Genomic DNA, 19,330 nt, shown 5'->3' on the forward strand with positions numbered 1-19,330 from the left:
TTCTGTGTCAAAAACTTAGAGGAGATTAGGTGACAACCATGACGAAGTTAGTGAATGAAATGATTCTTGTTCTTGATTTCGGCAGTCAGTATAACCAGCTGATTACCCGCCGGATCCGTGAATTTGGCGTATATAGCGAGCTGCATCCCCATACGTTGACAGCTGAGGAAATCAAAGAAATGAATCCAAAAGGAATTATCCTTTCAGGCGGACCGAACAGTGTATATGATGAAGGATCTTTCCGCTGTGACGAAAAAATCTTTGAACTCGATATTCCTGTATTGGGCATCTGCTACGGTATGCAGCTGATGACTCATTACCTCGGAGGGAAAGTCGAGGCGGCAAGCCAGCGCGAATACGGAAAAGCGAACATTCAGATTCAAGGAACTCCTGACCTGTTCAAAGATCTTCCGGAAGAACAAGTGGTATGGATGAGCCACGGCGACTTAGTCGTACAAGTGCCGGAAGGGTTTACGGTAGATGCGACAAGCCATCACTGCCCGAACTCAGCGATGAGTAAAAAAGACAAAAAATGGTACGGCGTTCAGTTCCACCCGGAAGTCCGCCATTCAGAATACGGAAATGACCTTCTGAAAAACTTTGTCTTCGGTCCTTGTGAATGTAAAGGCGAATGGTCAATGGAAAACTTTATCGAAATCGAAATGCAAAAAATCCGCGAAACAGTCGGAGACAAACAAGTGCTTTGCGCTTTGAGCGGCGGAGTTGATTCTTCTGTCGTAGCCGTTTTGATTCATAAAGCGATCGGCGACCAGCTGACTTGTATTTTCGTCGACCACGGCCTGCTCCGTAAAGGCGAAGCGGAAGGCGTCATGAAAACGTTCAGCGAAGGCTTTAATATGAATGTCATTAAAGTTGATGCGAAAGACAGATTCTTAAATAAGCTGAAAGGTGTTTCTGATCCTGAGCAAAAACGCAAAATCATCGGCAACGAATTCATTTACGTATTTGATGATGAAGCGGTCAAGCTGAAAGGAATCGATTACCTTGCGCAAGGAACGCTTTACACAGACATTATTGAAAGCGGAACGGCAACAGCGCAAACGATCAAATCGCACCACAATGTCGGCGGTCTTCCTGAAGATATGCAGTTTGAACTGATCGAACCGCTTAACACTCTTTTCAAAGATGAAGTGCGCGCGCTCGGCACAGAGCTCGGCATTCCGGATGATATCGTATGGCGTCAGCCGTTCCCGGGACCTGGTCTTGGCATCCGCGTACTCGGCGAAGTAACGGAAGAAAAACTTGAAATCGTTCGTGAATCAGACGCGATTCTGCGCGAAGAAGTGGCAAACCACGGCCTTGAGCGCGACATCTGGCAGTACTTCACGGTTCTTCCTGACATCCGCAGCGTCGGCGTCATGGGAGATGCGAGAACGTATGATTACACAATCGGTATCCGTGCCGTAACTTCAATCGACGGCATGACATCTGACTGGGCGCGTATCCCTTGGGATGTGCTTGAAGTGATTTCGACACGTATCGTCAATGAAGTGAAACACATCAACCGCGTCGTGTATGATATTACAAGTAAGCCGCCTGCGACGATTGAGTGGGAATAAATCAAGATAAAAAACGTCTCTTTTTAAAAAAGAGGCGTTTTTTTTGTCATCTTTTTGAAACCGTTTCGCCCCGATTCGTATCTAACAGCATAGGAGGTGGATAAGGTGAAGGAAGAACGATTGATCAAAAAGGCGAAAAAAGGTGATGCCTCAGCCTTTGAAAAACTGATCACAGCTCATCAGGAGACTTTATATAAAACAGCTTATCTCTATTTGCATCACAAAGAAGACACCCTGGACGCTGTTCAGGAAACGGCTTACAAGGCTTTTCTTCATATCGCGCAGCTGAAGGAGCCGAAATATTTTAAAACGTGGCTGATCCGGATTTTGCTTAATACGATTTTTGCGATGAGGAAAAAGCACGGTGACGTCATCCCGTTTGAGCCGCACCACGATACATGTGCGGAGAACAAGAACGTTGAAGAATACATAGACCTTCGAAATGCTCTGGAAACACTTGATGAACATATACAGCTGACCATTCAGCTTTATTATTTTCAGGATTTCTCGATTTCCATGATCGCTGAACAGACCGGCATGGCGGAAGGCACCGTAAAAACGCATCTGCACAGGGCGAGAAAAGCATTGAAGCAAGAGCTGGAAAAGGAGGATAAACAAATATGGAAAAGCATCAAATGAAGCAATTGTATCAGGACATTGACGTGCCGAAAGCTGAATTGAAAAACGTGATACACAGCGCGGCTGTCCGTGCCGGAAAAGAAGGCGCCGTCAGACGGAGATGGGGAAGAAAACTGATAAACGGCTTCGCGGTTGCTGCTGCTTTGTTTTTTCTGTATCTGTCCTCAGGCTTGTTCATGCCCTCCGTTAATACGGCTATGGGAAACATTCCTGTTGCCGGACAAATTTACAGTCTGTTTCAGGATAAGGCAGGTTCTGCGCTGTTTAAAAGCAATCTGGTGACAAAACTGAACGAGAAAGCGGAATCACGCGGGATCACGGTTACAGTAAAAAGTGTATATTACGACAGCGGACAGCTCGTTTATAACTTTATCGTTGACAATTTGAAATCAGATGAGGAGAGTATTCCTTTTCAAGTCGATTATAAAAATACCCGGAATATGTTATCTGAGGATTATGACAGGACTGATATGAAAAAAATGAAAGACGGGCGGTACGGGGGCCAGCTTCGCTTGTTCACGGACGGCTCAAGGCTGAAAGACGGTGATAAGCTTCCGCTTGTCATTACAAAAATCAAGGACATCCCGGGAAACTGGCGCTTTACACTCCCGATCAAAAAGCAAAAGTCAGTTTCCCTGGAAGGAACGAAAGCTGTGAATGTAAATAACGAATTATACCGCTTTTTCGATATCCGGGCGGAAAACGGAACGATGGGATCGGCTCTCATATATTCAGTTGACTTTCACGATGCAGCCAAAAATGATGCCATCTCGATTTACGAAGCAACGGATGATGCAGGAAACCATTATGAAATGACGACGTCGGCTATTGAACTTGGCAGCAGAGAAAATCTTCCCGGCGGCGGGAAAAGAATACGCGGCCAAACTCAATTCAGCAAACCGATAGACCCGAAAGCGAAAACACTTTTCATAACGGGTAATATAAAATCAGAATCAGAGCCGGGAGAAATCGTCCCTCTGAAAACAAAACTGCCCGCCAGCTATGAAACGAAACATCACCATGTCGGCATCACCATCAAAAAGATCAAACAGCAAGGCAGACGGGTGATCGTCGATTATCAATTCAGCGGAATTAATGTAAGCAAGACGGATGAAGATCAGCTGATGAATGTCGGTGAGTCAATCGGTCTCGGCAATACGAAAAAAATGAAAACTTGGTCATCAGTTGATAAATATGAAAAGGGCTATTATCTCAAGGGGAATAAGGCGAAAGTCACGAATCTTAAAACGGGTGAAATGGAATCCGTTTTTGAATTGGATGATTCATCTGATAATGACTATTCATTGCGCGATTTCTCATTCGATTCATATGCTTTGTATGTCAATCAAACGGTTATGAACATTTTAGCAGGTGACGGCAAGATCACATTCGCGGTTCCGGTACGGCCTGCGGACGGAAAATGATGTCAGGGAGGCGGCTTTTGCCGTCTTCCATTTTTGGTCAATTAACGAATAAACTAATTTTTTTAAACGGGATTGTTCGTTTTTTATATTGAGTTTTCAAAATTGTATTGATACAATAGACTCAGAAATCAAATATGCAGATATCGTATAATGGCGGGGATATGGCCCGCAAGTTTCTACCAAGCTACCGTAAATGGCTTGACTACGGATCAATCTCAATCGTTTGATATAAATAATCCATTCTTATTTATTTAGACTGAACGTATGTAGTCAAGCGTCCCAATGTATTTGGGGCGTTTTTTATTTGGCGGATAACGGGCAGAATAAATGGGAGAGAATGAAGGAGGCAATTGGCTTGAAGCAATTTTTTCAGTTTAATGAGCTGGGGACAAGCTATCGTAATGAAATCATCGGCGGTTTAACGACCTTTTTGTCAATGGCGTACATTCTGTTCGTCAATCCGCTGACATTGTCTTTAAACGGTGTGAAAGGATTTCCGGAAGCATTAAAAATTGATCAGGGCGCGGTGTTCACCGCTACAGCCCTTGCGTCTGCGGCCGGCTGTATTTTAATGGGGCTGATAGCCAAGTATCCGATCGCGATTGCGCCGGGTATGGGGTTAAACGCGTTTTTTGCTTTCTCTGTCGTACTCGGCATGGGAATTTCCTGGCAGGCTGCGCTTTCCGGCGTTTTGATTTCCGGAATTATTTTCGTGGCACTTTCGCTGACGGGATTGCGGGAAAAAATCATTAATGCAATTCCGCCCGAGCTGAAATTGGCGGTCGGCGCGGGTATCGGTTTATTCATCACATTTGTCGGTTTGCAAGGTTCCGGCATTATTGAAGCGAACTCATCGACCTTGGTGTCTATCGGCAATATTCACAGCGGTCCTGTGCTGCTGACGGTTTTCGGTGTCATTGTGACGGTCATTCTGATGGTGCTTCGCGTAAACGGCGGCGTGTTTATCGGAATGCTTCTGACGGCGGTTGCCGGCATGATCTGCGGGCTGATTCCGGTTCCGACGCACATTGTCGGCAGTGTGCCGAGTCTTGCGCCGACTTTCGGACAGGCATGGATGCACCTTCCGGATATCTTCTCCGTCCAAATGCTGATTGTCATTTTAACTTTCCTGTTCGTTGGGTTTTTCGATACGGCCGGAACGCTGGTGGCTGTGGCGACACAGGCAGGGCTGATGAAGGAAAACAAACTTCCGCGTGCGGGGAGAGCGCTTCTTGCGGATTCAACTTCAATCGTTATCGGAGCGGTGCTCGGTACGTCTACAACGACTTCTTATGTTGAATCAAGCTCAGGCGTTGCGGCGGGAGCGCGTTCCGGATTCGCGGCTGTTGTGACGGGCATTCTCTTTTTGCTGGCGATGTTTTTCTCGCCGCTTCTGTCAGTTGTCACTACGAATGTGACGGCTCCGGCTTTAATTATTGTCGGCGCGCTGATGGTGGCGCCGCTCGGTAAAATTGCCTGGGATAAATTCGAGGTGGCTGTGCCGGCATTCTTAACGATGATTATGATGCCGCTGACGTACAGCATTGCGACGGGGATTGCGATCGGCTTTATTTTCTACCCGATTACAATGATCTGCAAAGGAAAAGGAAAAAGCGTTCACCCGATTATGTACGGGCTGTTCGTTATCTTTATACTGTATTTCATCTTCTTGAAATAACGGAAAAACCGGCTGAGGACAGCCGGTTTTTTGTTTTTGTCCTATTCCGTAAAACCAATACATAAGATAAAACGTCATGTGGGTGTCCGGGTGAAGAAACCGCTTGACTGTTTAAGGACGCTTCGGTACCTTATATAAGTGTTTTATTTTCTTGCTTAACAAATTCCGCCGTATTTTTTTGATAGGAGTTGCTGACATGACGGAAGAAAGAAAAGAAACGGTGGAAGAAGAAAAACAGCATCAGGGAACTGATGAAGAACCGCTGTCGAGAATGTCCAGAAATGCGGGACGTTATCAAAAGCAAAAGAAAAAAGAAAAGGAACGGCGCCCGGCTCCGGCTTTTACGGAAAAACTCGCTTCTGCTTGGGCTGCGGTCAAACGTTACTGCCGTTTCGCGCTGCGCATTTTGACATCACCGGTAAAGGTCGTTGGGGAAGACGGCTTTTCCCGCTTTAAATATGCTCTTATTTCAATGCTTGTATTCAGTATCTTTTTCTCAATCGGAAATTGGTTTCAGCTGAGGGCAAGCCAGCAGAGACCGCTCGGTTACGGGGAACGGCACCATACGTTTTTTGACGGCTTTACCGTCGTACTCGTGTATTCGCTCGTCTTTTTAGCCGCTGCGGCCGGCGCGGTCTGGCTTGTATCACGCTATATGATGAAACAGAAAATTACGATGCGGGCTGCGGCGGCAGGAGTCGGTTCGCTTTTGGTTCCGGCTGTCGCCTGCTCTATAGTATGGATGATTTTCGCGATATTGAATCTGCCGGTCATCACCGTGGTGTTTACGGCCCTGACCTTGTTTCTGGCCGCCTCGGCAATGGTCCAGTTTGTGCAGATCCTGTACAAATCGGCTGAAAAGCCTGCGGCTGACGTGATGTACTGTATTTCTGCGGCGGTCATCATCATGCTCGCCTTTACGGCTGTGACATGGCCGCTTATTTCAGAGTACTTTACCGCCTCACTGATTCCTTTATAAGTCGAAATTTGTCTTTCACAATGTTTACAAATATTTCTAATAAAGCGTGTTGTTTTGAGCAGCCGGCCGATATATGATGGGAGCAACAGCAAGTTGAAAACGGCATTAATCTTTATGATTCGGAAAGGATGATGAGGATGGCCCCGTTGTTGCGAGAAGCCATTAATCGGAAAAAACAGCATCTGAGGACAAAGCTGATCCGTTCAGGGTTTTATCAAAACCATGTTCAGGAACTGTCCGGATATACGCTGAGTGAACTAGAAAAGGAATATGAAGCCGTCAAACGATTGAAAAAAGCTGAGCTTCACTGATAAGAGTTTGAAAGTCTGCCTTCCGGGGCGGGCTTTTTTTTCTTTTGAAAATGATCAAAAGAGGGTAAACTATCCTTAACCTGAAAGATTGACGCGGCCGTCCCGGTCAGTTTTTTCAAAGATCAGAGGAGGGGGAATCAATGATGCAGACGATTTTATCCAACAGTATAGGTATGGTTCTCATTATTCTCATCATTAACATTATATATGTCTCTTTTTTTACGATCAGGATGATCCTTACCTTAAAGGGGCAGCGCTATTTCGCCGCAGGCATCAGTACAATTGAAATCCTTGTGTATGTGACCGGCTTGAGTCTCGTGCTCGGCAATCTGAATCAAATTCAAAACGTCATTGCCTATGCGCTCGGCTACGGCCTCGGCGTCATAGTGGGTATGAAAATTGAAGAAAAACTGGCGCTCGGCTATATTACAGTCAACGTCATTACGAAAGAGCTTGATCTGGACCTGCCGAAACAGCTCCGGGAAAAAGGATACGGGGTCACAAGCTGGGTGGCGGGCGGACTTGAAGGAGACCGGACCGCCATGCAGATTCTGACGCCGCGCAAATATGAGCTTCAGCTTTATGATACGATTAAAACGCTTGATGAAAAAGCGTTTATCATCGCCTTTGAGCCGAAAACGATCCACGGCGGATTCTGGGTGAAAGCAGTGAAGAAGAGGAGAATTAAGGAATGACAAAGCCAAAAAAGAAACGGTTTGAAGTAACGGAACATGAAACGATCGACACCATTCTCGCTTTAATGAAGGAAGAGGGGTATATGCCCGTCCGGCGGATGGAAGAGCCGATCTTTACAGAAAAGAAAGAAAATGGATCAATTCAAGTCGTTCCTTGCGGGAGAAAAATCGTATTTGAAGGGAAATTGATCTAAACACGAACATTAAAAGAAAGAATTTTTATATCGTTCGATAATGTCGTTGACATTATCCAAGTCCGTTGTTAAGATAAACATGAAATCAAAACACGACCTCATATAATCTTGGGAATATGGCCCATAAGTTTCTACCCGGCTGCCGTAAACGGCCGGACTATGCAGGAAAGTGATAAACAGCTGACATGGATATCGCAGAAGCGAACGACTGCCGATACGCGCCATGCCCGGTTTGTATTGCTTCCTCATAGTGCAATACGAGCCGGGCTTTTTTTTCTGAAAAACAAAGCATGAGAAGGTGGGAACAGAATGCAGCCGCTAGCAGGAATCATCATGGGAAGCACCTCCGATTGGGAGACAATGAAACATGCATGCGACATACTTGACGAACTTCACATTCCTTATGAAAAACAGGTGGTATCCGCGCATCGGACGCCTGATTTGATGTTTGAATATGCAGAAAGCGCCAGGAGCAGAGGCTTAAAAGTCATTATTGCCGGAGCCGGAGGAGCGGCGCATCTGCCGGGAATGACGGCGGCCAAAACGACACTGCCGGTGATCGGTGTTCCGGTTCAGACAAAATCGCTTAACGGGCTTGATTCTCTTTTGTCTATCGTACAGATGCCCGGCGGCGTGCCGGTCGCGACGACAGCGATCGGAAAAGCGGGCGCAGTGAACGCGGGTCTGTTAGCCGCGCAAATTTTGTCGGCATTTGACGATGACATTGCGGATAAACTAGAGGCGAGAAGAAATGCGACAAAACAAACGGTGCTGGAAAGCAGTGATCAGCTTGTCTGATAAAAAAACGATTTTTCCCGGCGCCGTCATCGGCATTATCGGAGGCGGACAGCTCGGAAAAATGATGGCTGTCGCCGCAAAACAGATGGGGTATAAAGTCGCAGTCGTCGATCCCGTAAAAGACTCGCCATGCGGACAGATCGCCGATATTGAGATTACCGCCCAGTACAATGACCGTGAAGCGATTCAAAAATTGGCCGGAGTCAGTGACATCATTACCTACGAATTTGAAAATATCGATTACGAGGCGCTCAACTGGCTCAAAGAACATGCATATCTTCCCCAGGGAAGCGAGCTGCTGCTCATCACCCAAAACAGGGAAACGGAAAAAAAGGCGATCCAGTCAGCCGGATGTCAGGTCGCTCCTTATCGGATCGTAAACAGCAGACGGGAGCTTGAGGAAGCCGTTCAGTCATTGGGTCTTCCGGCGGTGCTGAAAACATGCCGGGGCGGATATGACGGCAAAGGTCAATTTGTCATTAAGGAAGAAGGACAGACAGATGAAGCGGCCGCACTGTTAGAAAACGGCGCGTGCATACTTGAAAGCTGGGTGTCATTCCGAATGGAGCTTTCCGTTATCGTGACGAGATCGGTGCACGGAGAGATTTCAACCTTTCCCGCTGCTGAAAATATCCACCACCATAATATTCTGTTCCAAAGCATCGTGCCCGCGAGAGCGGAGGAAACGGTTCAAAAGCGGGCAGAGGCGCTTGCCGTTCAGCTCGCGGAGAAACTGGAGCTCGTCGGGCCGCTTGCGGTGGAAATGTTCGTCACGGAAGACGGAGACCTTTTGATTAATGAATTGGCGCCGCGTCCTCACAATTCAGGGCATTATACGCTCGATCTTTGTGAAACGAGCCAGTTCGAACAGCACATCAGAGCGGTCTGCGGACTTCCTCTCGGCAGAACCGATCTGCTTAAACCGGGAATGATGGTGAATCTTCTCGGTGACGAAGTGAAGCTGGCGGAGGAGCATACGGAGCTTTTAAAGGAAGCCAAACTGTACCTGTACGGAAAACATGAGATTAAAAAAGGCCGCAAAATGGGGCATATGACATTTTTGCGGGAGCCTGATGAAAAATGGATTCAGGACATCACGAACATATGGATGAAAAGAGACGGAGGACGAGCATAATGATCGAACGTTATTCAAGACCTGAAATGTCCGCGATCTGGACGGACGAAAACAGATACCAGGCATGGCTGGAAGTCGAGATTTTAGCCTGTGAAGCCTGGGCTGAACTTGGCGTCATTCCGAAAGAAGACGTCAAAGTCATGCGAGAAAACGCGTCTTTCGACATTAACCGCATTTTAGAAATCGAGCAGGATACGCGCCATGACGTCGTGGCATTCACACGCGCGGTTTCAGAATCATTGGGCGAAGAAAGAAAATGGGTTCACTACGGCCTGACGTCAACAGATGTCGTGGATACCGCTCTTTCCTATCTATTAAAACAGGCGAATGAGATTTTACTCAAGGACATTGAGAGATTTGTTGACATTATAAAAGAAAAAGCGAAAGAACATAAATACACGGTCATGATGGGCCGCACACACGGCGTACACGCAGAACCAACGACATTCGGCCTGAAGCTCGCGCTGTGGCACGAAGAAATGAAACGCAACCTTGAACGTTTCAAGCAGGCAAAAGAAGGAATCGAAGTCGGGAAGCTTTCCGGAGCGGTCGGCACATATGCAAATATTGATCCGTTCGTAGAGCAGTATGTCTGTGAAAAACTCGGCCTGAAAGCGGCGCCGATCTCCACTCAGACATTACAGCGCGACCGTCATGCGGATTACATGGCGGCACTTGCCCTGATCGCGACGAGCATTGAAAAATTCGCAGTGGAAATCCGCGGTCTGCAAAAGAGTGAAACACGGGAAGTGGAAGAGTTTTTTGCAAAAGGACAAAAAGGCTCATCAGCTATGCCACATAAACGGAATCCGATCGGGTCTGAAAATATGACGGGGATGGCGCGCGTGATCCGCGGATACATGCTGACGGCATACGAAAATGTTCCGTTATGGCATGAGCGTGATATTTCTCATTCATCAGCTGAGCGCATCATTCTTCCTGACGCGACAACCGCGCTGAATTACATGCTGAACCGTTTCAGCAATATCGTCAAAAACTTAACGGTATTCCCGGAAAATATGAAACGCAACATGGACCGCACACTGGGTCTAATCTATTCTCAGCGCGTGCTGCTCGCTTTAATTGACACGGGTCTGCCTCGTGAAGAAGCATATGACACGGTTCAGCCGAAAGCGATGGAAGCGTGGGAAAAACAAGTGCCGTTCCGTCAGCTTGTCGAAGCGGAGGAAAAAATCACGTCCCGTCTTACACCGGAACAGATTGCCGATTGCTTTGACTACAATTATCATTTGAAAAACGTCGACTTGATCTTTGATCGTTTAGGTTTATAGAAGAAGCCAGCCGGAGGCGGCTTCTTCAGCCGCCATAGATTGAATATTCCCAACATTCGGGTTAGGAGGCCTTCCGTGAATATTGTGAAAAGTAATCTTCTTTATGAAGGAAAAGCGAAACGAATTTATCAAACTGAGGACGAACAGATTCTCCGTGTGGTCTACAAGGATTCCGCAACAGCCTTTAACGGCGAGAAAAAAGCGGAGATCACTGGAAAGGGCCGTCTGAACAATGAAATTTCAAGCCTGATCTTCAAACATCTGCACGCCAAAGGAATTGACAACCATTTTGTGGAGCGTGTTTCAGAATCAGAGCAGCTTATCAAAAAAGTAAGCATCGTTCCGCTTGAAGTCGTGGTCAGAAACATTGCCGCCGGAAGCATGTCGAAACGCCTCGGCATCCCGGAAGGAACAGAGCTTCCGCAGCCGATTATCGAATTTTACTATAAAGATGACGCACTCGGTGATCCGCTCATAACCGAAGATCATATCTGGCTGTTAAAAGCAGCTTCATCCGAACAGGTGGAAACGATCAAATCAATTACAAGACAGGTGAATAAAGAGCTGCAGCTTATTTTTGAAGACTGCGGTGTCAGATTAATAGATTTTAAGCTGGAATTCGGCTTAGACGCAGAGGGACGGGTGCTTTTAGCGGATGAGATTTCTCCTGACACGTGCCGTCTGTGGGACAAAGACACGAACGAAAAGCTCGATAAAGATTTGTTCAGACGGAACCTGGGAAGCTTAACCGACGCATATGAAGAGATTTTCAAAAGACTGGGAGGCATTTCATAATGTATAAAGTGAAAGTTTATGTCAGCTTAAAAGAAAGTGTGCTTGATCCTCAAGGAAGCGCGGTGCAGCATGCATTGCACAGCATGACCTACAATGAAGTGCAGGATGTGCGCATCGGAAAATACATGGAGCTGACGCTGGAAAAATCAGACCGCGATCTTGATGAACTCGTGAAAGAAATGTGTGAGAAGCTCCTTGCCAATACAGTCATTGAAGACTACCGATATGAAGTTGAGGAGGTTGTCGCACAGTGAAATTTGCGGTGATTGTGTTACCAGGCTCTAACTGCGATATTGATATGTATCACGCCGTAAAGGACGAACTCGGCGAAGAAGTGGAGTATGTCTGGCACGAGGAAACAAGCCTTGACGGATTTGACGGCGTGCTCATCCCCGGCGGCTTTTCTTACGGCGACTACCTGAGATGCGGCGCCATCGCCAGATTCGCCAACATCATGCCGGCCGTGAAAAAAGCGGCTGCTGAAGGAAAACCGGTTCTCGGCGTCTGCAACGGATTCCAGATTTTGCAGGAGCTCGGTCTGCTGCCCGGCGCCATGAGACGCAATAAAGATTTAAAATTCATTTGCCGCCCGGTTGAATTAATCGTGCAGAACGGTGAAACAATGTTCACTTCTTCCTACAAAGAGGGACAATCAATTACGATTCCCGTTGCCCACGGCGAAGGCAATTTCTACTGTGATGACGAAACGCTTGAAAGATTAAAAGAAAACAATCAAATCGCTTTCACATACGGCGGCGATATTAACGGAAGCGTCAGCGGCATTGCCGGCGTCGTGAATGAGAAAGGCAACGTATTAGGCATGATGCCTCACCCGGAGCGCGCGGTCGATGAACTGCTCGGCAGCGCAGACGGTCTTACATTGTTCCAGTCTATCGTGAAAAATTGGAGGGAAATTCATGTCGCTACTGCTTGAACCAAGTAAAGAACAAATAAAAGAAGAGAAACTCTATCAGCAAATGGGTGTCAGTGATGACGAGTTCGCACTCATTGAATCTATTATCGGAAGATTGCCAAACTACACGGAAATCGGGATTTTTTCCGTGATGTGGTCAGAGCACTGCAGCTATAAAAATTCTAAGCCGATTTTACGCAAATTCCCGACAAGCGGCGAACGCGTGCTGCAAGGTCCCGGGGAAGGCGCGGGGATCGTTGACATCGGTGACAATCAGGCGGTTGTGTTCAAAATTGAATCGCATAACCACCCGTCAGCGCTTGAGCCATACCAGGGTGCTGCGACGGGAGTGGGCGGCATCATCCGTGACGTTTTCTCAATGGGCGCCCGTCCGATAGCTGTATTAAACTCTCTTCGATTTGGTGAACTCACTTCACCGCGTGTGAAGTACTTGTTTGAAGAAGTAGTGGCTGGAATCGCGGGATACGGAAACTGTATCGGCATTCCGACGGTCGGCGGGGAAGTTCAGTTTGACGCAAGCTATGAGGGCAATCCGCTTGTCAATGCCATGTGCGTCGGCCTAATTGATCATAAGGATATTAAAAAAGGCCAGGCGAAAGGTGTCGGCAACACGGTTATGTACGTCGGCGCTAAGACGGGACGCGACGGCATTCACGGCGCTACTTTCGCATCAGAAGAAATGTCAGATTCATCTGAAGAAAAACGCTCCGCGGTGCAGGTCGGCGATCCTTTCATGGAAAAGCTTCTTCTTGAAGCCTGCCTGGAAGTCATCCAGTGCGACGCGTTAGTCGGCATTCAGGATATGGGAGCGGCCGGTCTGACAAGTTCAAGCGCTGAAATGGCAAGTAAAGCCGGATCAGGCATTGAAATGAACCTTGATCTCATTCCGCAGCGGGAAACGGGTATGACCGCTTATGAAATGATGCTTTCCGAATCTCAGGAACGCATGCTTCTCGTTATTGAACGCGGGCGTGAACAGGAAATTGTCGATATTTTTAATAAATATGATCTTGAAGCGGTTTCCGTGGGTCATGTCACGGATGATAAAATGCTCCGCCTCCGCCATAACGGAGAGGTTGTTTGCGAGCTTCCGGTTGACGCGCTGGCGGAAGAAGCCCCTGTATATCATAAGCCGTCAGCAGAACCCGCGTACTACCGCGAGTTTCAGGAAACTGAAGTTCCCGCGCCTGAAGTAAAAGACGCGACAGAGACGCTTTTTGCCCTGCTGCAGCAGCCGACAATTGCGAGCAAAGAGTGGGTGTACGATCAATATGATTACATGGTGCGCACGAACACGGTGGTGGCTCCGGGCTCTGACGCGGGAGTGCTCAGAATCCGCGGCACGAAAAAGGCGCTGGCAATGACGACGGATTGCAACGCCCGCTATTTGTATCTCGATCCTGAAGAAGGCGGAAAAATCGCCGTTGCCGAAGCGGCGCGCAACATCGTTTGCTCCGGTGCCGAGCCGCTTGCGGTCACGGATAATCTGAATTTCGGAAACCCGGAAAAACCTGAAATTTTCTGGCAGATCGAAAAAGCGGCCGACGGCATCAGCGAGGCATGCAATGTTCTCAGCACACCTGTCATCGGCGGAAACGTATCACTTTATAATGAATCGAACGGAACGGCCATCTATCCGACGCCGGTCATCGGTATGGTCGGGTTAATCGAAGATACGGCTCATATTACGACACAGCATGTCAAAGCGGCGGGAGACTTGATTTACGTCATCGGTGAAACGAAGCCTGAGTATGCAGGAAGTGAACTTCAGAAAATGACTGAAGGGAAAATCTATGGCAAAGCGCCTGAAATTGATCTTGACGTTGAAAAAGCCCGCCAAACATCGCTTCTGAACGCCATTAAACAAGGTCTGGTCCAATCTGCGCATGACGTGTCAGAAGGCGGATTGGGTGTGGCGATTGCAGAAAGCGTCATGACGACAGACGGACTCGGCGCAAACATCACGGCATTTAATGAAGCGGCTCTTTTGTTCAGTGAGTCTCAATCCCGCTTCGTCGTTTCCGTAAAGGAAGAAAACAAGGCGGCGTTTGAAGCGGCTGCGGCAGATGCCGTTCATATCGGTGAAGTGACAGGGGACGGACAGTTGACGATCCGAAGCCAAGAAGGACAACAATTGGTTCACGCGCAAACGAAAGAACTTGAGCGCGCGTGGAAAGGAGCTATTCCATGCTTGCTGAAATCAAAGGCCTGAATGAAGAATGCGGTGTGTTTGGCATCTGGGGGCATGAAGAGGCTCCGCAGATTACGTATTACGGCCTGCACAGCCTGCAGCACAGAGGGCAGGAGGGCGCCGGCATCGTGGCGACCGACGGCCAAAAACTGACGGCTCATAAAGGGCAGGGGCTTATTACCGAGGTTTTTCAAAACGGCGAACTGAGCAAAGTGAAAGGCAAAGGCGCGATCGGTCACGTCCGCTATGCGACGGCCGGCGGCGGCGGATATGAAAATGTCCAGCCGCTCCTGTTCCGTTCGCAAAACAACGGCAGTCTCGCGCTCGCCCATAACGGCAACCTGGTCAATGCCACACAATTGAAACAGCAGCTTGAAAACCAAGGGAGCATCTTTCAGACTTCCTCCGATACGGAAGTGCTGGCTCATCTGATTAAACGCAGCGGCCACTTTTCACTGAAGGATCAGATCAAAAATTCGCTATCCATGCTGAAAGGCGCTTACGCCTTTTTAATCATGACAGAAACAGAAATGATTGTAGCGCTTGACCCGAACGGACTCAGACCGCTTTCACTCGGCATGCTCGGCGACGCTTACGTCGTCGCATCAGAAACATGCGCATTTGATGTGGTCGGCGCCACGTACCTTCGTGACGTAGAACCGGGCGAAATGCTTATCATAAACGATGAAGGCTTGAAATCAGAGCGTTTCTCCATGAATATCAACCGTTCTATCTGCAGCATGGAGTATATCTATTTTTCCCGTCCGGACAGCAATATCGACGGCATTAACGTGCACAGCGCCCGGAAGAGCCTCGGGAAAATGCTTGCCCAAGAGTCCGCTGTTGAAGCGGATGTCGTCACAGGCGTGCCTGATTCCAGTATTTCCGCGGCCATCGGCTATGCCGAGGCAACGGGCATTCCGTACGAACTCGGTCTCATTAAAAACCGTTACGTCGGCAGAACGTTTATCCAGCCGTCTCAAGCTCTTCGTGAGCAAGGAGTAAGAATGAAGCTGTCCGCCGTCCGCGGTGTTGTTGAAGGAAAACGGGTCGTCATGGTTGATGATTCCATCGTGCGCGGGACGACAAGCCGCCGGATCGTCACAATGCTCCGAGAAGCGGGAGCGACAGAGGTGCATGTAAAGATCAGTTCGCCTCCGATCGCCCATCCTTGCTTCTACGGCATCGACACATCAACCCATGAGGAGCTGATCGCTTCCTCGCATTCAGTGGAAGAAATCCGCCAGATTATCGGCGCCGACACGCTTTCTTTCTTAAGTGTAGACGGATTGTTAAAAGGAGTCGGCCGAAAATTTGAAGACACCAATTGCGGACAATGCCTCGCTTGTTTTACGGGCAAATATCCGACGGAAATTTATCAGGATACAGTGCTTCCTCACGTAAAAGAAGCAGTGCTGACAAAATAAAGTCTGAAAATGATATAAAGGCAGCGCGATTTCAGGCTGCCTTTCTCTTTCTGCCTTTTGAGGAGAAACGAATTGACAAGGAGTGATAGGGATGTCTGATGCTTATAAAAATGCCGGAGTTGACATTGAAGCCGGATATGAAGCCGTCAAACGAATGAAAAAACATGTGGAGCGCACGAAAAGGCTCGGCGTTATGGGAAGCTTGGGCGGTTTTGGCGGAATGTTTGATCTGTCAGAGCTCCCGTATCAAAAGCCTGTTTTAATTTCCGGAACAGACGGTGTCGGCACCAAGCTGAAACTCGCTTTTTCAATGGATAAGCATGACACGATCGGCGTAGATGCGGTGGCGATGTGTGTAAATGATGTGCTCGCCCAAGGAGCGGAGCCGCTGTTTTTCCTTGATTATTTAGCAGTCGGCAAGGCCGATCCGGTAAAAATTGAGCAGATCGTTCAGGGCGTGGCAGATGGCTGCGAGCAGTCAGGATCAGCGCTTATCGGCGGTGAGACGGCGGAAATGCCGGGGCTCTATACGGCTGATGAATACGATATTGCCGGCTTTTCAGTCGGAGTCGCGGAAAAAGACGAAATCGTCACCGGTGAACATATCGAAGAGGGGCATCTCTTAATCGGACTTACTTCAAGCGGCCTTCACAGCAACGGATTTTCCCTTGTGAGAAAGGTGCTTCTTGATGACGGCGGACTTGATTTGGATACTGTCTATGAACCCTTCGCGCGGCCGCTCGGAGAAGAATTGCTGGAACCGACGAGAATATATGTGAAGCCGGTGCTTGAAGCGGTGAAAAGCGGTAAGGTGGACGGCATGGCGCATGTGACAGGCGGAGGATTCATCGAGAACATTCCGCGGATGCTGCCGGACGGATTGAGCGCGGAAATTGATCACGGGTCATGGCCGATCCCGCCGATTTTTCCGTTTTTGCAGGAGCACGGCAAGCTGAAAGAAGAAGAAATGTTCAACGTCTTTAACATGGGCATCGGTTTTGTCCTTGCCGTTAAAGAAGAAAACCTGACAGACGTCATCGACACGCTTGAAGCTAAGGGCGAGAAGGCTTATTTGATCGGGCGGGTCAAGCAGGGCGAAGGCATTTCTTTCGGCGGTGCGGCTCTTTCATGAAAAAATTTGCAGTATTTGCTTCAGGAAACGGATCGAACTTCGAGGCCATTGCCAAACGCATGAGAGAAGAGAAGTGGGACGCGGAGCTATCGCTTCTCGTGACGGACAAGCCTCAGGCGAAGGCGGTGGAAAGGGCCGAGGCTTTACAAATCCCGTCATTCGCCTTTGAACCGTCAGCTTTTGAAAACAAGGCCGCCTTTGAACGGGCCATTATTGAGCAGCTTCGCCTTCACGGGGTTGAATTAATCGTTCTCGCCGGCTATATGAGACTGATCGGAGATACGCTGCTTGAAGCATACGGAGGCAGGATTATCAATATACATCCGTCGCTTCTCCCGGCGTTTCCGGGCATTGACGCTGTCGGACAAGCGCATCGTGCCGGTGTGAAAGTGGCGGGCATTACCGTTCATTACGTCGACGAAGGCATGGACACCGGACCGATTATCGCGCAAAAAGCATTCGAGATACAGGAAAACGATACGCTTGAAGATATGGAACATACAATACACGAGCTTGAGCACAAATGGTATCCGAGCGTTGTGAAACAGCTGCTGGGACTAAATAACAGAGGTGAAAAGGCATGACAATCAAACGCGCACTAATCAGTGTTTCTGATAAAACAAATCTTGTACCTTTCGTAAAGGAACTGACAGAGCTCGGCGTCGAAGTCATTTCGACCGGAGGAACAAAAAAACTTCTCCAGGAAAACGGTGTGGATGTCATCGGCATTTCGGAAGTGACTGGATTTCCTGAAATTATGGACGGACGGTTAAAAACGCTCCATCCTAATATTCACGGCGGCCTGCTTGCCGTAAGAGACAATGAAGAGCATATGGCGCAGATCAATGAACACGGCATTGCACCCATTGATCTTGTGGTCGTCAACCTTTACCCGTTTAAAGAAACGATTTCAAAAGAAGACGTAACATACGATGAAGCGATAGAAAACATTGATATCGGCGGTCCCGGCATGCTGCGCGCCGCATCGAAAAACCATCAGGATGTGACGGTCATCACGGACCCGGCCGATTACAGCTCCGTGCTCAATGAGATTAAAGAATACGGCGGCGTTTCGCTTAAAAGAAAACGCGAGCTTGCGGCCAAAGTATTCCGCCACACCGCGGCATACGACGCATTAATTGCTGATTACTTAACACACGAGGCCGGTGAGAAAGACCCTGAGCAATTCACCGTTACATTTGAGAAAAAACAATCGCTCCGCTACGGCGAAAACCCTCACCAAGAGGCTGTTTTCTACCAAAGCGCACTGCCTGTCTCCGGTTCCATTGCGGCGGCAAAACAGCTTCACGGCAAAGAGCTTTCTTACAACAACATTAAAGACGCGGATGCGGCCGTTCAAATCGTCCGGGAATTTACAGAACCCGCCGCTGTTGCCGTTAAACATATGAACCCATGCGGAGTCGGTACGGGAGCCACAATTGAGGAAGCGTTCAATAAAGCGTATGAAGCGGACAAAACGTCCATTTTCGGCGGCATCATCGCGCTCAACCGTGAAGTTGATCAGGCAACGGCCGAAGCCCTTCACGGCATCTTTTTAGAAATCATCATCGCCCCTTCTTTCAGTGAAGAAGCGCTGAATGTGCTGACGTCGAAGAAAAACCTTCGTCTGCTCACGCTTGACGTGAATGCAGCAGGGAAGAAAGAAAAACAGCTGACTTCCGTACAGGGCGGCCTTTTGATTCAAGATTTAGACGTGCACGGATTTGATGACGCAAAAATCAGCATTCCGACAAAAAGAGAGCCGAGCGAGCAGGAGTGGGAAGATCTGAAGCTGGCTTGGAAAGTCGTCAAACACGTGAAATCAAACGCGATCGTTCTTGCAAAAGACCATATGACGGTCGGTGTGGGTGCAGGACAGATGAATCGCGTCGGTTCGGCCAAAATCGCCATCGAGCAGGCCGGAGAAAAAGCAAAAGGCAGCGCGCTCGGATCAGACGCGTTTTTCCCGATGCCGGATACAGTCGAAGAAGCCGCAAAAGCGGGCGTCACGGCGATCATCCAGCCCGGCGGATCGGTCCGCGACGAAGATTCAATTAAAAAAGCGGATGAATACGGCATCGCCATGGTCTTCACAGGCATCAGACATTTCAAACATTAAGGGAGGA

The 19,330-nt window shown here is 48.4% G+C and carries 19 protein-coding genes and 2 riboswitches; all 19 genes read left to right on the forward strand.

Annotated features, from left to right (window positions below; all coding sequences use genetic code 11):
* The first annotated feature begins 38 nt into the window (after positions 1-38).
* The 19 genes from guaA (at position 39) to purH (ending at position 19,323) form a co-directional block, all read left to right on the forward strand.
* Positions 39-1,580 (forward strand): glutamine-hydrolyzing GMP synthase, encoded by a 1,542-nt coding sequence (gene guaA / locus MHH91_RS03475; RefSeq protein WP_038462632.1) that lies wholly within the window; start codon positions 39-41, stop codon positions 1,578-1,580.
* A gap of 105 nt (positions 1,581-1,685) precedes the next feature.
* Positions 1,686-2,219 carry a sigma-70 family RNA polymerase sigma factor gene (locus tag MHH91_RS03480; protein ID WP_014469846.1) on the forward strand — a complete coding sequence of 178 codons (534 nt, stop codon included), beginning with the start codon at positions 1,686-1,688 and terminating at the stop codon, positions 2,217-2,219.
* Complete coding sequence (locus MHH91_RS03485) at positions 2,201-3,643, forward strand: DUF4179 domain-containing protein (protein WP_014471537.1); 1,443 nt, start codon at positions 2,201-2,203, stop codon at positions 3,641-3,643. Before MHH91_RS03480 ends, MHH91_RS03485 begins: the two co-directional genes overlap by 19 nt.
* 123 nt (positions 3,644-3,766) lie before the next feature.
* Positions 3,767-3,868, forward strand: a riboswitch (purine riboswitch).
* A 130-nt stretch (positions 3,869-3,998) separates the two neighbouring features.
* Positions 3,999-5,321 (forward strand): NCS2 family permease, encoded by a 1,323-nt coding sequence (locus tag MHH91_RS03490; protein ID WP_014469848.1) that lies wholly within the window; start codon positions 3,999-4,001, stop codon positions 5,319-5,321.
* Positions 5,322-5,517: 196 nt separating this feature from the next.
* Positions 5,518-6,300 carry a hypothetical protein gene (locus MHH91_RS03495; protein WP_014471538.1) on the forward strand — a complete coding sequence of 261 codons (783 nt, stop codon included), beginning with the start codon at positions 5,518-5,520 and terminating at the stop codon, positions 6,298-6,300.
* A 137-nt stretch (positions 6,301-6,437) separates the two neighbouring features.
* Complete coding sequence (locus MHH91_RS03500) at positions 6,438-6,611, forward strand: Fur-regulated basic protein FbpA (protein WP_012116994.1); 174 nt, start codon at positions 6,438-6,440, stop codon at positions 6,609-6,611.
* A gap of 140 nt (positions 6,612-6,751) precedes the next feature.
* On the forward strand, positions 6,752-7,306 hold the full coding sequence (locus tag MHH91_RS03505; protein ID WP_014469850.1) for a DUF2179 domain-containing protein: 555 nt from the start codon (positions 6,752-6,754) through the stop codon (positions 7,304-7,306).
* Positions 7,303-7,500 carry an NETI motif-containing protein gene (locus MHH91_RS03510; protein ID WP_014469851.1) on the forward strand — a complete coding sequence of 66 codons (198 nt, stop codon included), beginning with the start codon at positions 7,303-7,305 and terminating at the stop codon, positions 7,498-7,500. Before MHH91_RS03505 ends, MHH91_RS03510 begins: the two co-directional genes overlap by 4 nt.
* Before the next feature lie 78 nt (positions 7,501-7,578).
* Positions 7,579-7,680, forward strand: a riboswitch (purine riboswitch).
* A 129-nt stretch (positions 7,681-7,809) separates the two neighbouring features.
* Positions 7,810-8,298, forward strand: a complete 489-nt coding sequence (gene purE / locus MHH91_RS03515; protein ID WP_013351274.1) for a 5-(carboxyamino)imidazole ribonucleotide mutase — start codon at positions 7,810-7,812, stop codon at positions 8,296-8,298.
* The gene (gene purK / locus MHH91_RS03520; RefSeq protein WP_045508044.1) at positions 8,252-9,433 is read left to right on the forward strand and encodes a 5-(carboxyamino)imidazole ribonucleotide synthase; all 1,182 of its coding nucleotides are present in this window, start codon (positions 8,252-8,254) and stop codon (positions 9,431-9,433) included. Before purE ends, purK begins: the two co-directional genes overlap by 47 nt.
* Complete coding sequence (gene purB, locus MHH91_RS03525; protein WP_014469853.1) at positions 9,433-10,725, forward strand: adenylosuccinate lyase; 1,293 nt, start codon at positions 9,433-9,435, stop codon at positions 10,723-10,725. Before purK ends, purB begins: the two co-directional genes overlap by 1 nt.
* 75 nt (positions 10,726-10,800) lie before the next feature.
* On the forward strand, positions 10,801-11,520 hold the full coding sequence (purC, locus tag MHH91_RS03530; RefSeq protein WP_014469854.1) for a phosphoribosylaminoimidazolesuccinocarboxamide synthase: 720 nt from the start codon (positions 10,801-10,803) through the stop codon (positions 11,518-11,520).
* Positions 11,520-11,774 carry a phosphoribosylformylglycinamidine synthase subunit PurS gene (gene purS / locus MHH91_RS03535; protein ID WP_014469855.1) on the forward strand — a complete coding sequence of 85 codons (255 nt, stop codon included), beginning with the start codon at positions 11,520-11,522 and terminating at the stop codon, positions 11,772-11,774. Before purC ends, purS begins: the two co-directional genes overlap by 1 nt.
* On the forward strand, positions 11,771-12,454 hold the full coding sequence (gene purQ / locus MHH91_RS03540) for a phosphoribosylformylglycinamidine synthase subunit PurQ (RefSeq protein WP_014469856.1): 684 nt from the start codon (positions 11,771-11,773) through the stop codon (positions 12,452-12,454). The genes purS and purQ overlap by 4 nt, the downstream gene beginning before the upstream one ends.
* Positions 12,438-14,666, forward strand: a complete 2,229-nt coding sequence (purL, locus tag MHH91_RS03545) for a phosphoribosylformylglycinamidine synthase subunit PurL (RefSeq protein WP_014469857.1) — start codon at positions 12,438-12,440, stop codon at positions 14,664-14,666. Before purQ ends, purL begins: the two co-directional genes overlap by 17 nt.
* Positions 14,642-16,072, forward strand: coding sequence for an amidophosphoribosyltransferase (gene purF, locus MHH91_RS03550; protein ID WP_014469858.1), 1,431 nt, complete (start codon positions 14,642-14,644; stop codon positions 16,070-16,072). Before purL ends, purF begins: the two co-directional genes overlap by 25 nt.
* Before the next feature lie 91 nt (positions 16,073-16,163).
* Entirely contained in the window at positions 16,164-17,204 is a 1,041-nt protein-coding gene (gene purM, locus MHH91_RS03555; RefSeq protein WP_014469859.1) for a phosphoribosylformylglycinamidine cyclo-ligase, read from the forward strand.
* On the forward strand, positions 17,201-17,788 hold the full coding sequence (purN, locus tag MHH91_RS03560; protein WP_014469860.1) for a phosphoribosylglycinamide formyltransferase: 588 nt from the start codon (positions 17,201-17,203) through the stop codon (positions 17,786-17,788). The genes purM and purN overlap by 4 nt, the downstream gene beginning before the upstream one ends.
* Positions 17,785-19,323: a bifunctional phosphoribosylaminoimidazolecarboxamide formyltransferase/IMP cyclohydrolase gene (gene purH / locus MHH91_RS03565; RefSeq protein WP_014469861.1), complete on the forward strand. Its 1,539-nt coding sequence runs from the start codon at positions 17,785-17,787 to the stop codon at positions 19,321-19,323. Before purN ends, purH begins: the two co-directional genes overlap by 4 nt.
* Positions 19,324-19,330 lie beyond the last annotated feature (7 nt).

The sequence above is a fragment of the Bacillus sp. FSL K6-2819 genome, assembly GCF_038008305.1.
In the GTDB taxonomy this organism is placed as follows: domain Bacteria; phylum Bacillota; class Bacilli; order Bacillales; family Bacillaceae; genus Bacillus; species Bacillus amyloliquefaciens.